13 protein-coding genes are annotated in these 13,599 nt (G+C 74.3%); 11 read left to right on the top strand and 2 right to left on the bottom strand.

The annotated features are described in order from the left end of the window. The first annotated feature begins 23 nt into the window (after nucleotides 1-23). The 8 genes from KBX06_RS11155 (at nucleotide 24) to KBX06_RS11120 (ending at nucleotide 8,261) form a co-directional block, all read left to right on the top strand. The gene (locus KBX06_RS11155) at nucleotides 24-1,529 is read left to right on the top strand and encodes a Na+/H+ antiporter subunit D (protein WP_210834391.1); all 1,506 of its coding nucleotides are present in this window, start codon (nucleotides 24-26) and stop codon (nucleotides 1,527-1,529) included. Next, nucleotides 1,526-2,101: a Na+/H+ antiporter subunit E gene (locus KBX06_RS11150; protein ID WP_210834390.1), complete on the top strand. Its 576-nt coding sequence runs from the start codon at nucleotides 1,526-1,528 to the stop codon at nucleotides 2,099-2,101. Before KBX06_RS11155 ends, KBX06_RS11150 begins: the two co-directional genes overlap by 4 nt. After that, the gene (locus tag KBX06_RS11145; RefSeq protein WP_210834389.1) at nucleotides 2,098-2,367 is read left to right on the top strand and encodes a monovalent cation/H+ antiporter complex subunit F; all 270 of its coding nucleotides are present in this window, start codon (nucleotides 2,098-2,100) and stop codon (nucleotides 2,365-2,367) included. Before KBX06_RS11150 ends, KBX06_RS11145 begins: the two co-directional genes overlap by 4 nt. Continuing rightward, nucleotides 2,367-2,699: a monovalent cation/H(+) antiporter subunit G gene (gene mnhG, locus KBX06_RS11140; RefSeq protein ID WP_210834388.1), complete on the top strand. Its 333-nt coding sequence runs from the start codon at nucleotides 2,367-2,369 to the stop codon at nucleotides 2,697-2,699. The genes KBX06_RS11145 and mnhG overlap by 1 nt, the downstream gene beginning before the upstream one ends. 218 nt (nucleotides 2,700-2,917) lie before the next feature. After that, nucleotides 2,918-4,477, top strand: coding sequence for a M28 family peptidase (locus tag KBX06_RS11135; protein ID WP_210834387.1), 1,560 nt, complete (start codon nucleotides 2,918-2,920; stop codon nucleotides 4,475-4,477). 193 nt (nucleotides 4,478-4,670) lie between these two features. Next, nucleotides 4,671-6,020, top strand: a complete 1,350-nt coding sequence (locus KBX06_RS11130) for a hemolysin family protein (protein WP_210834386.1) — start codon at nucleotides 4,671-4,673, stop codon at nucleotides 6,018-6,020. Further along, nucleotides 6,017-7,081: a hemolysin family protein gene (locus KBX06_RS11125; RefSeq protein WP_210834385.1), complete on the top strand. Its 1,065-nt coding sequence runs from the start codon at nucleotides 6,017-6,019 to the stop codon at nucleotides 7,079-7,081. The genes KBX06_RS11130 and KBX06_RS11125 overlap by 4 nt, the downstream gene beginning before the upstream one ends. A gap of 250 nt (nucleotides 7,082-7,331) precedes the next feature. After that, complete coding sequence (locus KBX06_RS11120; RefSeq protein WP_210834384.1) at nucleotides 7,332-8,261, top strand: sporulation protein; 930 nt, start codon at nucleotides 7,332-7,334, stop codon at nucleotides 8,259-8,261. 69 nt (nucleotides 8,262-8,330) lie between these two features. Here KBX06_RS11120 and leuE read toward each other — a convergent pair whose 3' ends face one another. Next, nucleotides 8,331-8,999, bottom strand: coding sequence for a leucine efflux protein LeuE (gene leuE, locus KBX06_RS11115; RefSeq protein WP_210834383.1), 669 nt, complete (start codon nucleotides 8,997-8,999; stop codon nucleotides 8,331-8,333). Further along, nucleotides 8,996-10,240: a bifunctional pyridoxamine 5'-phosphate oxidase family protein/GNAT family N-acetyltransferase gene (locus KBX06_RS11110; RefSeq protein WP_210834382.1), complete on the bottom strand. Its 1,245-nt coding sequence runs from the start codon at nucleotides 10,238-10,240 to the stop codon at nucleotides 8,996-8,998. Before KBX06_RS11110 ends, leuE begins: the two co-directional genes overlap by 4 nt. Nucleotides 10,241-10,274: 34 nt before the next feature. Between KBX06_RS11110 and KBX06_RS11105 the strand changes: the two genes are divergently transcribed. From KBX06_RS11105 to KBX06_RS11095, 3 genes are read left to right on the top strand one after another with little or no spacing between them, the layout of a single operon-like run. After that, on the top strand, nucleotides 10,275-11,615 hold the full coding sequence (locus KBX06_RS11105; protein WP_210834381.1) for an aminotransferase class I/II-fold pyridoxal phosphate-dependent enzyme: 1,341 nt from the start codon (nucleotides 10,275-10,277) through the stop codon (nucleotides 11,613-11,615). 44 nt (nucleotides 11,616-11,659) lie between these two features. Then, nucleotides 11,660-12,364, top strand: a complete 705-nt coding sequence (locus KBX06_RS11100) for a UdgX family uracil-DNA binding protein (RefSeq protein WP_210834380.1) — start codon at nucleotides 11,660-11,662, stop codon at nucleotides 12,362-12,364. Nucleotides 12,365-12,424: 60 nt separating this feature from the next. Further along, complete coding sequence (locus KBX06_RS11095) at nucleotides 12,425-13,567, top strand: acyl-CoA dehydrogenase family protein (protein ID WP_210834379.1); 1,143 nt, start codon at nucleotides 12,425-12,427, stop codon at nucleotides 13,565-13,567. The last annotated feature ends 32 nt before the right edge of the window (nucleotides 13,568-13,599 follow it).

The raw sequence follows: 13,599 nt of genomic DNA, 5'->3' as shown, positions 1-13,599 counted from the left end.
GCGTACGCGCCACGGGGCGCCCGATGAGCCGGCTCGTGCCGCTGCCCGTGGTGGTGCCGCTGCTGGGCGCGGCGCTGACCCTGCTGCTGGCCCGGTGGCCCGGGCTGCAACGGGTCGTCAGCGTGACCTGCCTGACGGCCACGCTGGCGGTGGCGGCGGTGCTGCTGGTGCAGGCGTACCGGCACGGGCCGGTGGTGGCCCACGTCGGCGGGTGGGCGGCGCCGGTGGGCATCGTGCTGGTCGCGGACCAGCTCGCCGCGCTGATGCTGGTGGTCTCCTCGGCGGTGACCCTGTGCGTGCTGCTCTACTCCGTCGGCCAGGGGCAGGGGGACTTCGGCGAGACCGTGCCGGTGACCATCTACCACCCCACCTACCTGGTGCTGACCGCCGGCGTGACCAACGCGTTCCTCGCCGGGGACCTGTTCAACCTCTTCGTCGGCTTCGAGATCCTGCTGGCCGCGAGCTTCGTGCTGATCACCCTCGGCGGCACCGAGGCACGGATCCGCACCGGCTCGACGTACGTGGTGGTCAGCATCCTCTCCTCGATGATCTTCCTCGCCTCGGTGGGCCTGGTGTACGCGGCCACCGGCACCCTGAACATGGCCCAGCTGGCGTACCGGCTGGACGCGCTGCCCGACGGCGTACGGCTGACCCTGCAGCTCATGCTGCTGCTCGCCTTCGGGGTGAAGGCGGCGGTCTTCCCGCTCTCGGCCTGGTTGCCGGACAGCTACCCGACCGCCCCGGCCCCCGTCACGGCGGTCTTCGCCGGCCTGCTCACCAAGGTCGGCGTCTACGCGATCATCCGCACCGAGACGCTGCTCTTCCCCGGCGGTCAGCTCGCCGGGCCGCTGATGGTGGTGGCCGGGCTGACCATGCTGGTCGGCATCCTCGGCGCGGTGGCCCAGTCCGACCTGAAGCGGCTCTTCTCCTTCACCCTGGTCAGCCACATCGGCTACATGATCTTCGGCGTGGGGCTGAGCACCGTGGCCGGACTCTCCGGCGCGATCTTCTACGTGGTGCACCACATCACCATCCAGACCACGCTGTTCCTGGTCGCCGGGCTGGTCGAGGAGCGGGCCGGCAGCACCGACCTGCGCCGCCTCGGCGGCCTGGCCCGGGTGGCGCCGCTGCTCGGCGTCCTGTTCTTCGTCCCGGCCATGAACCTCGCCGGCGTGCCGCCCTTCTCCGGGTTCCTCGGCAAGCTCGGCCTGCTCCAGGCCGGCGTCGCGGCCGGCGGGCCGCTGCCCGGCGTGCTGGTGGCGGCGGGGACGGTGACCAGCCTGCTCACCCTCTACGTGGCCTCGCGGGTGTGGAACATCGCCTTCTGGCGGGCCCCCCGGCTGGCCACCGCCGAGCCGGTCGTCCGCCTGCCCGCGTTGATGGTCGGCGCGACGATCGCGCTGGTCGGGCTGGGGCTGGCGCTGACCGTCGTCGCCGGTCCGCTGTTCGACGTCACCGCCCGCGCGGCCGTGGACCTGCACGAGCGCACCCCGTACATCCGTTCCGTGCTGCCGGGCGGTGCCCCGTGACCCCGGCCGCCGGGGCGCCCCCGCGCGGGCGGCGGCGCGACCGCCTGATCGCCTTCGGCTGGCTGGTGCTGGTCTGGAGCCTGCTGTGGGGGGACCTCTCCTGGGGCAACCTCGTGGGCGGGGCGCTGGTGGCCGGCGCCGTGCTGCTGTTCTTCCCGCTGCCGCCGGTGAGCTTCGGCGGTCGGCTGCGCCCCGGGCCGCTGCTGGTCTTCGCGGTGCGCTTCGTCGGCGAACTGGTCAGCGCCAGCGCGAACGTCGCCCGGGTCGCGGTGCGGCCCGGCTACCGGCCCCGGGCGGCGATCATCGCGGTCCACCTGCGGGTGCGCACCGACCTGAACCTGGCGCTCACCGCCGAGGCGCTCTCGCTGGTGCCGGGCACGCTGATCGTCGAGGTGGACCGGAACGTCGGAGTCCTCTACGTGCACGTGTTCGACACGCACGGTCCGCAGGACCTGCGCGGCAGCCGGAGGCGGATCCTCGCCGTCGAGCGGCGGCTCGTGCGCGCGGTCGGCTCCGCCGCCGAGGTCCGCCGCGTGAACGCCGATCCCGTCGAGAGGGGAACCGACCCGTGAGCACGTTCCTCGCCGTCACCCTCACCGTCCTGTTCTCGGTGACCGCGCTGCTGGCCCTGATCCGGCTCTTTCGGGGGCCGTCGCTGATCGACCGGGTGATCGCGGCCGACATGCTGCTCGCCACGATGGTGGGCGCGGTCGGCGCGGAGGCCGCGGTGAACCGCCACGCCACCACCCTGCCGGTGCTGGTGGCGCTGTCCATGCTCGGCTTCGTCGGATCGGTGTCGCTGGTCCGCTTCGCCGTACGCGACGAGGGGGAGGCCTGATGTGGGGCACGGTGGCCGACTGGCTGGGCGGCGGCGCCCTGGTGGCCGGCGCCCTGCTGAGCCTCGCCGCCGCGATCGGGGTGCTGCGCTTCCCGGGCACGCTGGACCGGATGCACGCCGCGACCAAGCCGCAGGTGCTCGGGGTGCTGCTCCTGCTGTTCGGCCTGGCGCTGCGGCTGCGTACCCCGGCCGACCTGGGCATGCTGGTGCTGGTCGGGATCTTCCAGCTGGCCACGGCCCCCGTGGCGGCGCAGATGATCGGGCGGGCCGCGTACCGCACGGGCCGGGTCGATCCGGCCCTGCTCGACGCCGACGAGCTCGCCGACCGCTGACCGCCGTGCGGGCGCGGGGAAGGAGCCGCCCGCCGCGTGGCCGCCGGGGGATCGCGGTCGAGGAGTCCCAATTCGGGGACTGCGGCGAATCTGAGTCTTGCGTCTTGCCGGGAAGCGTGCCCCGCTGCACGCTTTCGCAGTGATGGCCGTCGATCAACGGCCGTCCGCCGGTCGCCGCCCACCCGGCGGGACCGGGACCACCCCACCCCGGAGGACCAATGAGACCCCGCACCCCCCGCTCCGCCTGGCTGGCCGCGCTGGCCATGGCGGCGGCGACGGTCGTGACCGCCTCCTCGGCGACCGCCGCGCCCACCACCACGGTCCCCGCCGCCGTCCCCGTGGCGCTCGCGGCGGCCCCGGACATCCCGCTGGCCAACGTGAAGGCGCACCTGTCGCAGTTCCAGTCCATCGCCACCGCCAACGGCGGGAACCGGGCGCACGGCCGCCCCGGCTACCTCGCCTCGGTCAACTACCTCAAGGGCAAGCTCGACGCGGCCGGGTACACCACCGTGGTGCAGTCGTTCAGCTACGGCGGGGCCACCGGCTACAACCTGATCGCCGACTGGCCCGGCGGGGACCCGAACCAGGTGGTCATGACCGGGGCGCACCTGGACAGCGTCTCGAGCGGCCCCGGGATCAACGACAACGCCTCCGGCTCGGCCGCGATCCTGGAGACCGCGCTCGCCGTGGCCCGCAGCGGCCTCACCCCCGCCAAGCACCTGCGCTTCGGCTGGTGGGGCGCCGAGGAGCTGGGGCTGCGCGGCTCCCAGTACTACGTGAACAACCTGCCGTCGACCGAGCGCTCCAAGATCAAGCAGTACCTGAACTTCGACATGGTCGGCTCGCCCAACGCCGGCTACTTCGTCTACGACGGCGACAACTCCGACGGGGTCGGCTCCGGCCCCGGCCCGGTCGGCTCGGCGCAGATCGAGCAGACCATCCAGGCGTACTTCAGCTCGATCGGCGTGCCCACCCGGGGCACGGACTTCGACGGCCGCAGCGACTACGGGCCGTTCATCAGCGTCGGCATCCCGGCCGGCGGCACCTTCACCGGTGCCGAGGGCACCAAGTCCAGCGCCCAGGCATCCCTCTGGGGCGGCACGGCCGGCCAGCCGTTCGACCCGTGCTACCACCGCTCCTGCGACACCATCAGCAACATCAACGACACCGCGCTGGACCGCAACGCCGACGCGATCGCGCACACGGTGTGGGCGCTGGCCGGGACCGGTGCCCCGCCGGGCAGCACCGTCTACAGCGACACCTTCGAGACCGCCACCGGGTGGACCGCCAACCCGGCGGGCACCGACACCGCCACCCTCGGACGGTGGGAGCGCGGCGACCCCGCCGCCACCAGCTCCGGCGTGGCCACCCAGCTCGGCACGACCGTCAGCGGCAGCTACGACCTGGTCACCGGGCCGCTCGCCGGCAGCGGCGCCGGGGCGTACGACCTCGACGGCGGGGTGAGCACCATCCAGTCGCCGGCGATCACGCTGCCGTCGACCGGCACGCTGAACCTCTCGTTCTCCTGGTACCTGGCCCACCTGAACAACGCCAGCAGCGCCGACTACCTGCGCGTGCGGGTGGTCGGCAGCGGCACCGTCACGGCGTTGAACGTGACCGGGGCCGCGACCAACCGGGCGGCGGCCTGGCAGAGCGCCAGCGTCGACGTCTCGGCCCTGCGGGGACAGACCGTACGGATCGTCGTCGACGCGGCCGACGCCGGCGGTGCCAGCCTCGTGGAGGCGGCCGTGGACGACGTGAAGATCACCCAGAGCTGACCTCGGGAGGCCCCCCGACGACCCCGGCCGTCCGGGCGTCGGGGGGCCTTCGGCACACCTTCAGCGGATATCCAGCCCATCCCGATAAAATGGGCCGCATGATCGACTCTTCTGCCCAGGAGGGCAGCAGTAGCCAGCCGGGTCCTGCCCGGCGTATCCCGATCCCGACGTCCCCGGGAGCCCTGAGCGACCCGTGTTGATCGTCGTTGGTCTTCTCCTCATCATCGTTCTCACCGCCGCCACGGGTTACTTCGTGGCCCAGGAGTTCGGCTACGTCGCCGTGGACCGGGGCCGGCTCAAGCAGCTGGCCGACGACGGCGACAAGGCCGCCGCCCGGGCGCTGGAGGTGACCGGGCGGCTGTCGTTCATGCTCTCCGGCGCGCAGCTCGGCATCACCGTCACCGCCCTGCTGGTCGGTTACGTCGCCGAGCCGTTCCTCGGTGCCGGGCTGGCCGAGCTGCTCGGGGTGGCCGGTGTCTCCACGGCCCTCAGCCTGCCGCTCTCGGTCGTCCTGGCCCTGACCATCGCCACCGTGGTGCAGATGGTCCTCGGTGAGCTGGCCCCGAAGAACCTCGCCATCGCCCGGCCCGAGCCGCTCGCGAGGGCCCTGAGCAGTTCCACCCTCGTCTACCTCAAGGTCGCCGGTCCCCTGATCAAGCTCTTCGACCGGGCCGCGGTCCGGCTGCTGCGGCGCGTCGGCATCGAGCCGATCGAGGAGCTGCCCAGCGGCGCCACGCCGCAGGACCTGGAGCAGATCATCGCCGAGTCCCGCCAGGAGGGGCACCTGACCGCCGAGATGTCCACGCTGCTCGACCGGGGGCTCGACTTCCGCGGGCTGACCGCGGGCGAGGCCATGGTGCCCCGCGTCGACGTGCACACCGTACGCGCGCACGAGCCGCTCAGCCGGGTGGTCGAGCTGCTGGACACCGGCAAGTCCCGCTTCCCCGTACGCGGCACCGAGGGCGTCGACGACCTCGTCGGCGTCGTCGGTATCGCCGACGTGCTCGGCGTACCCCCGGAGCGGCGTGCCAGCACCCCGGTCAGCGCGGTCGCCGGCCCCCCGCTCCTGGTGCCGGAGACGCTGCCGCTGCCCACGGTGCTGGACCGGCTGCGCTCCGGCCACCGTCAGCTGGCCTGCGTGGTCGACGAGTACGGCGGCTTCGCCGGCGTGATCACGCTGGAGGACATCGCCGAGGAACTCGTCGGCCCGATCCGGGACGAGGACGACCCTCCGGAGCGGGCCCCGGCCCGGCAGGAGGACGGTTCCTGGGTGGTGCCGGCGCGCTGGCGCATCGACGAGGTCGCCGACAGCACCGGCATCGCGCTGCCCGAGGCCCCGGAGTACGACACGCTCTCCGGCCTGGTCATGCGGGAGTTGGGGCGGGTGCCCGAGGTCGGTGACCGGCTGGAGATCAGCCTGCCGGCCGACGGCGAGGACGGCGGGACGCAACCGCGCGCCCTGGTCGAGGTGCTGGCCGTGGACCGGCACGTTGCCGACTCCGTCCGGCTGCGCATCGCCGAGCCGGGGGAGGTGTCCGCATGAGCCCCGGCATCGCGCTCTTCACGTCGGTGATCCTGCTGGCGTTGAACGGCTTCTTCGTGGCCGCCGAGTTCGCCCTGGTGGCCAGCAAGCGCTACCGCCTGGAGCACGCCGCCGCTGGCGGCGGCCGGGCCGCCCGGGCCGCGCTGGACGGCGTACGTGAGCTGTCGCTCATGCTCGCCGGCGCGCAACTCGGCATCACCCTGTGCACCCTGGGGCTCGGCGCGCTCGCCGAACCGGCGATCGAGCACCTGCTGAGCCCGCTGCTGCACGCGGTCGGGTTGCCCGACGCCGCGAGCCACGTGATCGCGCTGATCTTCGCGCTCAGCCTCGTCACCTTCCTGCACCTGGTGGTCGGGGAGATGGCGCCGAAGTCCTGGGCGATCACTGACCCGGAGCGCTCGGCGGTGCTGCTGGCGTTGCCGTTCCGCGCCTTCGCGCGGGTCGCCCGGCCGGTGCTGTCGGTGATGAACGCGCTGGCCAACGCGATGCTGCGACTGGTCAAGGTCAACCCGCAGGACCAGCTCGCCCAGGTGCACGGCCCCGACGAGCTGCGGATGCTGCTGGAGCAGTCCCGCGAGCACGGGCTGCTCGGCGCGGAACAGCACCAGATGCTGACCAGCATGCTGGAGTTGCAGGGCACCACGGTGGCCCAGGTGATGGAGCCGTTCGACAAGATGGTGACGGTGGGCCGGGACGAGGGGGCCGACCGGATCGAGCAGGTCAGCCGGGACAGCGGCCGGTCGCGGCTGGCCGTGCTGGACGCCAACGGCGACGTCTGCGGTCTGGTCCACGTGCGGGAGGCGGTGCGGGCCACCACCACGGGCCGTACGGTCACCGCCGCCGAACTGATGACCAACGCCCTCACCCTGCCGGCCTCGGCGTCGGTGACCGAGGCGGTGGCGGAGATGCGCGCCCGGCAGTCCCAGCTCGCGCTGGTGCGCAACGGCGGCGGCCCGGCCCGGCCCGTCGGGTTCGTCGCGCTGGAGGACCTGCTGGAGGAGGTCATCGGCGAGTTCGACGACGAGACCGACCCGGTGCCGCGCGGGCGGCGTATGAGATGAGGCCGGACGGGTGGCCGTTCTTCGTCGAAGTCGGGGCGGCCACCCGCCGGGTCCGCGACCATGGAGGTGGCCACGCGCGAGGTCCGCGGGCACGGTGGGGGCCACGCGCGAGGTCCGCGACCTTGGAGGGCCACGGCCGCTGATTGCGCGACCACGGGAGTGGCCCCGGCCGCAGGGTCCGCGACGACTGGGGCGGGCCCGTCGGGCGGGCTCCGGGTCGGCCCGGCCCGGTGGTGGACGGGGGAGTGCCGTGCGGTTGACGGGGGTGTCACCCGGGTCCGGCTGGACCGGACTGTCGGTGCGGACGGCCCTGGCCAATCCGAGCACCCGCCCCGGGCTGCGGCTGCCGGGGCGGGTCACCGTCGTCGCCGGCCCCACCGACGTACCCGTGCTGCACGTCCGGCTCGGCCTGGTCACCACGGCCGAGCCGGACGACCCGGAGGCGCCCCGTCGCCTGGTGCAGTTCCACCAGGCGACGGTGGCCGACGGTTTCGTGCTGCGCGCCGGGCGGGGCCGCTCGATCCCGTTCGAGTTCGCGCTGCCCTGGGAGACCCCGGCCACCGTCCTCGGCGGGGTGCCCCTGCTCGGCCTGCGGATGGGGCTGCGTACGGAGGTGGCCGTCGAGCCCCGGCTGGACCAGGGCGCGATGGTGCCGGTCTTCGTGCACCCGCTGCCGACCCAGGGGCACGTCCTGGCGGCCCTCGACACGCTCGGCTTCCGCATGCGCCAGGCCGGCCTGGTCGACGGGCGGCTGCCCGGGGTGGCGCAGACCCTGCCGCTGCACCAGCGGCTGGGCTACTGGGTGGCGCCGCTCTACGCCGGGCCGATCACCGAGCTGGAACTGATCTTCATCGCCGATCCGGCCGGCCTGGAGGCGATCCTCTGGATGGACCGGCGGCTGGCCCTGGCCGGGATCACCCACCAGAGCATCAGCCGGTTCCGGGTCTGGCACGCCGGCGCCGACCGGCGGGACTGGATCGCGACCGTGGACGCCTGGCTGCGTACGGCGATCAACCGGCACGCCGCGGCCGCCGCGCACGCCGACTGGTCCGCGACCATCTCCGAGTCGGCGCACGTCAGCCGCCCGCCGGACGAGCCGATCCATCCCGGCTTCGGGCTGGGCGGCACCGCCGGTGGGGCCGGCATCGGCGGCGGCTCCGGCGGCGGCGACGGCACCTGATCCGGCGGGAGCGGCGGTGGGCACCTGAACCTGCCGGGAGCGGCGGCCACGGCAGCTGACCCGGCGGGGTCAGGCGGTGGCGGTGGCCAGCTTGAGGCTGAAACCGAGGAAGAGGGCGGCGACGCCGGTGGTGGCGCCGGCGGCCAGGCGGTGCCGCCGGCGGAACTGGGCCGCCAGGAACGTGCCCGTGAAGATCAGCGCGGTCAGGTAGAGCGCGCTGGTGACCTGGGCGATGAGCCCGAGCAACAGGAACGACAGCGCCGGCCAGGCGTAGCCCGGGTCCACGAACTGGATGAAGAACGAGACGAAGAAGAGGATCGCCTTCGGGTTGAGCAGGCTGATCACCAGCGCCTTGCGGAACGGGCTGCGCAGCGCCGCCGGCCCCGCGGCGTCGATGAGCCGCGGGGCGGCCGGATCGTTGCGCGTCCGCCAGCGTCGCCACGCGCCGCGCAGCATCGTCAACCCCACGTAGCCGAGGTACGCGGCGCCGGCGTACTTGATCACCAGAAAGAGCGGCGGGTACGCCTGGACCAGCGACGCCACGCCGGCAGCGGAGAGGAACATCAGCACCCCGTCGCCGACGAAGACCCCGCCGGCGGCCCGGTAGCCGGCCGCCACGCCCCGCTGGGCGGCGGTGGAGAGCACGAAGATGGAGTTGGGTCCGGGGAGCAGCACGATCGCCACGGTGCCCAGTACGTACGTCCAGATGTCGGTGATGCCCAGCACGCCCGCCATCATGGGGCCACGGGTGCCGCCCGGCGAAGCCTTTCCCGGAGCGTGACCTGTGCGTTCGGCCACTCGTCGACGGTCATCGAATACTGTGCGGTGTCCCGCCAGGAGCCGTCCGGGCGGAGCCGGTGCCGGCGCAGCACCCCCTCGCGGGACGCGCCGAGGCGCTCGATCGCCCGCTGCGAGCGCTCGTTGCGGATGTCGGTGTGCCAGACCACCCGCACCGCGCCCAGTTCCTCGAAGGCGCGGGTGAGCAGCAGCAGCTTCGCCTCCGTGTTGATGCCGGTGCGCCACCAGGGTCGGCCCAGCCAGGTGTAGCCGATCGCCACCGCCCGACGCTCCGGGTCCACCTCGTAGAAGGAGGTGGTGCCCACCACCGCGCCGGTCACCGCGCAGCGCTGCACCCAGGGCACCCGCTCGCCCCGCCGGTGCGCGGCCAGCGCGGTGGCGATCTGCTCGGCGGTGGCGGCGGCGTCGGCCGGCAGCGGGCTGCCCAGGTGCCGCCAGACCTCCGGGTCGGCGGTGGCGGCGTGCAGCTCGTCGGCGTGCGCGAGGTCGAGCGGTTCCAGCAGGACGTGTTCCCCGCCCAGCACGGCCGGGTCGAGCCACGGCGACGTCTGCGGCCGCAGGTACGCCGGCACCGGCACGCCCACCCCGGCGTCGGGCTCGGGCAGCCCGGCGGTCAGCCGCAGCGGCACCACGCCGGCCCAGTGCGGCAGGGTGAGGTCGGTCTCCGCGTCGCGTACGCCGCCGCTGCGGGCGCGGACCGACACCTCCCGCAGCGGCAGGGCGAGCACGGCCGTCTCGGCCAGTTCCCGCCGCGACGGGGGCCGGCTGTCGGCGCTGCGCCCCGGGGCGGCCTTCTCCACCAGGGCGGTCAGCATCCGCAGCTTCTCCCGCTCGTCGGTGACCAGCCGCGCGGTGCCGTGCGCGACCACCGAGCGGTAGTTGGCGCTGTGGTGGAACTGCGAGCGGCCGTAGACGAGGCCGTCGAGCAGGGTGACCGCGACGCAGATCGGCAGCCCGTCGCCCCGGGCGGCGAGCAGCGGCCGGCTGCCGGTGGAGCCGTGCAGGTAGAGGGTGTCACCGACGCGTACGTGCAGGGTGGGCAGCACCCGGGGCTCGCCGTCGACGGTGAACCCGAGCGCGCAGTCGTACGCCTCGTCGAGGACGGCGTGCGCGGCGGCCTCGTCGTAGCTCATCCGCTCCCGGGAGCGGCTGGCGGTGGTCCGGTCGGTGGGTGCGTACATGGCTCGACCTTTGTTCTAGTACAATCTCTGATTTGTGTCAGCACGCTATCAGTTCGCCGGTACGACGGCCGCCGAGATCTCGGCCAGCATCGAAACGGGCATCCGCTGCGCCGCCCTCGCCCCCGGCGACGCGCTGCCGCCGGTACGGGAGCTCGCCGCCCGGCTCGCGGTGAGCCCGGCCACCGCGGCCCGCGCCTACCAGGAGCTGCGCCAGCGGGGCCTCGTGGTCACCGCCGGCCGGCACGGCACCCGGGTCCGGCCCCGGCCACCCGTGGCGGCCCGCCGCTCCGCGTTGCGCCCGCCGACGGCCCCCGGCCTGCGCGACCTGTCCCGGGGCGAGCCGGACGTACGGCTGCTGCCACCCCTCGGGCAGCACCTCGCCGGCCTGGCCGCCGCCGCGGGCGAGCCGGTCGGCTACCCGGCGGCCGGGGTGCTGCCCGAGCTGGCCGAGGCGGCCCGCGAACGACTCGCGGCAGACGGCGTGCCGGCGACGGAGCTGACCGTCACCGGCGGCGCGCTGGACGGCATCGAGCGGCTGCTCGGCGCGCACCTGCGCCCCGGGGACGCCGTCGCGGTCGAGGACCCGGGCTGGGCCAACCTGCTCGACCTGGTAGCTGCCCTCGGGCTGCGGCCGATCGGCGTGCCGGTCGACGACGACGGGCCGCTCGCCGCCGGGGTCGGCGCTGCGCTCGCCGCCGGCGCGCGGGCGCTGATCGTGACGAGTCGGGCCCAGAACCCCACCGGCGCGGCGGTCTCCGCCGAGCGGGCCGGTGAGCTGCGCGCCCTGCTCGCCGGCCGGTCCGACCTGCTGCTGATCGAGGACGACCACGCCGCCGAGCTGGCCCGCGTACCGCTGCACCCGCTCGCCGGGGCGACCCCGACGTGGGCCTTCGTCCGCTCGGTGAGCAAGCCGTTCGGCCCCGACCTGCGGCTGGCCGTGCTGGTGGGCGACGAGACCACCGTGGCCCGGGTGGCCGGGCGCGCCCGGGTCGGCGCCGGCTGGGTCTCCACCGTGCTGCAACGGCTGGTCCTGGCGCTGTGGTGCGACCCCGCCGTGGCCACGCTCGTGGACCGGGCCGCCGGCAGCTACGAGCGGCGGCGCACGGCACTGATCGACGCGCTCGCCCACCACGGCCTGACCGCCCACGGGCGCAGCGGCATCAACGTCTGGCTGCCGGTCGACGACGAGACCAGCGTGCTGACGGCGCTGCGCGACGCCGGCTGGGCGGTCGCGCCCGGCGCGCTGCACCGCATCGCCGGCCCGCCGGCCATCCGGATCACCGTCAGTTCGCTGGCCGAGGCGGAGATCCCGGAGCTGGCCGAGGCGGTCGCCCGGGCGATCCGTCCCGCCCCGGCCGGCGGCTTCACGGCGTGAGCGGGAAGCGCGTGTTCCCTCCCGGACCGGGTAGAACAGTCGCCATGGCCGAGCAGACCGAGACCGCGCCGGGCGCGCAGCAGTTCATCCCGCCGCGGGCCGACACCCTCGACGACCTGCGCGCCGCCGCCGCCGGCTGCCGGGGCTGCGAGCTCCACCGGGACGCGTCGCAGACGGTCTTCGGCCGTGGCGACGCCGGCGCGCGGGTGGTCTTCGTCGGCGAGCAGCCCGGCGACCTGGAGGACCAGAAGGGCCTGCCGTTCGTCGGCCCCGCCGGCCGGCTGCTGCGCAAGGCCGTCGACGACGCCCGGCTCGACCCCGGCCACATCTACCTCACCAATGCGGTGAAGCACTTCCGCTTCGAGCAGCGCGGCAAGCGGCGCATCCACCAGACCCCGGACCGGGTGCACGTGACCGCCTGCCGGCCCTGGCTGGTGGCCGAGTTCGCCCAGCTGCGCCCGGAGATCGTGGTGGTGCTCGGCGCCACCGCCGCCAAGGCCCTGCTCGGCCCGACGTTCCGGGTCACCCGCCAGCGCGGCGAGCTGCTGCCCTGGCCGGCGTCGGCCCAGCACCCCGAGGACTTCCGGCGGGTGCCGGTGGACTCCACCGGCACCGTCGCCGACGCGCCGCCGGCCCGGCTGCTGGCCACCATCCACCCGTCCGCCGTGCTGCGCGCGGACGACCAGGACAAGGCGTACGAGGGACTGGTCGCCGACCTAACCGTGGCCGCCCGCGCCCTCGCCGGCTGAACCGCCGTTCTCGCCCGCCGGCCCTGGGCGGGGCGGGTGGGCGGTGCCACACTTGCCGCCATGGAGCAGCATCTCTACGAGCGCGACCACGAGGAGTTCCGCGAGCTGTGCCGCGAGTTCCTGACCCGCGAGGCGGTGCCCCACCACGAGCGTTGGGAGGCCGACGGGATCGTCGACCGCGAGGTGTGGCGCCGCGCCGGGGCCGCCGGCCTGCTGGGCATGGACGTCGACACGGAGTACGGCGGCGGCGGGCAGCGGGACTTCCGGTTCAACGCCGTGCTGGACGAGGAGATCGTCGCGGCCGGCTGCACCGGGCTCGGCTTCGGCCTGCACAACGACGTGGTGGCGCCGTACCTGACCGGACTCACCACGGACGAGCAGCGCAAGCGCTGGCTGCCCGGGTTCTGCTCCGGCGACCTGGTCACCGCGATCGCGATGAGCGAGCCCGGCGCCGGCTCCGACCTGGCGGGGATCCGCACGAGCGCGGTCCGCGACGGCGACAGCTGGGTGCTCAACGGCCAGAAGACCTTCATCACCAACGGGGAGCTGGCCGACCTGGTGGTGGTGGTCGTGCGTACCGCGCCGGACCAGGGCGCGCACGGGGTGAGCCTGGTCGCCGTGGAGAGCGGCACGCCCGGCTTCTCCCGGGGCCGGCGGCTGGCCAAGGTCGGGCTCAGGGCCAACGACACCGCCGAGCTGTTCTTCGACGACTGCCGGGTGCCGGCGGAGAACCTGATCGGCACCGAGAACCAGGGCTTCTACCACCTGATGGCCAACCTGCCCCGGGAGCGGCTCAGCATCGCGGTCGCCGCGGTGGCCGCCGCCGAGCGGCTGCTCGCCGTCACCCTCGACTACGCCCGCTCGCGGCAGGCGTTCGGCCGGCCGATCGGCGCGTTCCAGCACAACCGCTTCCTGCTGGCCGAGCTGGACACCGAGGTCACCATCGCGCGTACCTTCGTCAACCACTGCGTCGCGGAGTACGGCGCCGGCCGGCTCTCGGTCAGCGACGCGGCCAAGGCGAAGTGGTGGACCACCGAGTTGCAGAACCGGGTCGCCGACCGCTGCGTGCAGCTGCACGGCGGCTACGGCTACATGCTGGAGTACCCGGTGGCGAAGGCATGGCTGGACGGTCGGGTGCAGACGATCTACGGCGGCACCACCGAGATCATGAAGGAGATCATCGGCCGCGGCCTCGGGTTGTAGCCGTCCACCGGCTGCCGGTCGGCGGGGCGGGT

The organism is Micromonospora sp. C31 (assembly GCF_018070575.1).
In the GTDB taxonomy this organism is placed as follows: Bacteria; Actinomycetota; Actinomycetes; order Mycobacteriales; family Micromonosporaceae; genus Micromonospora.
This window is presented reverse-complemented; position numbering and strand designations above follow the sequence as displayed.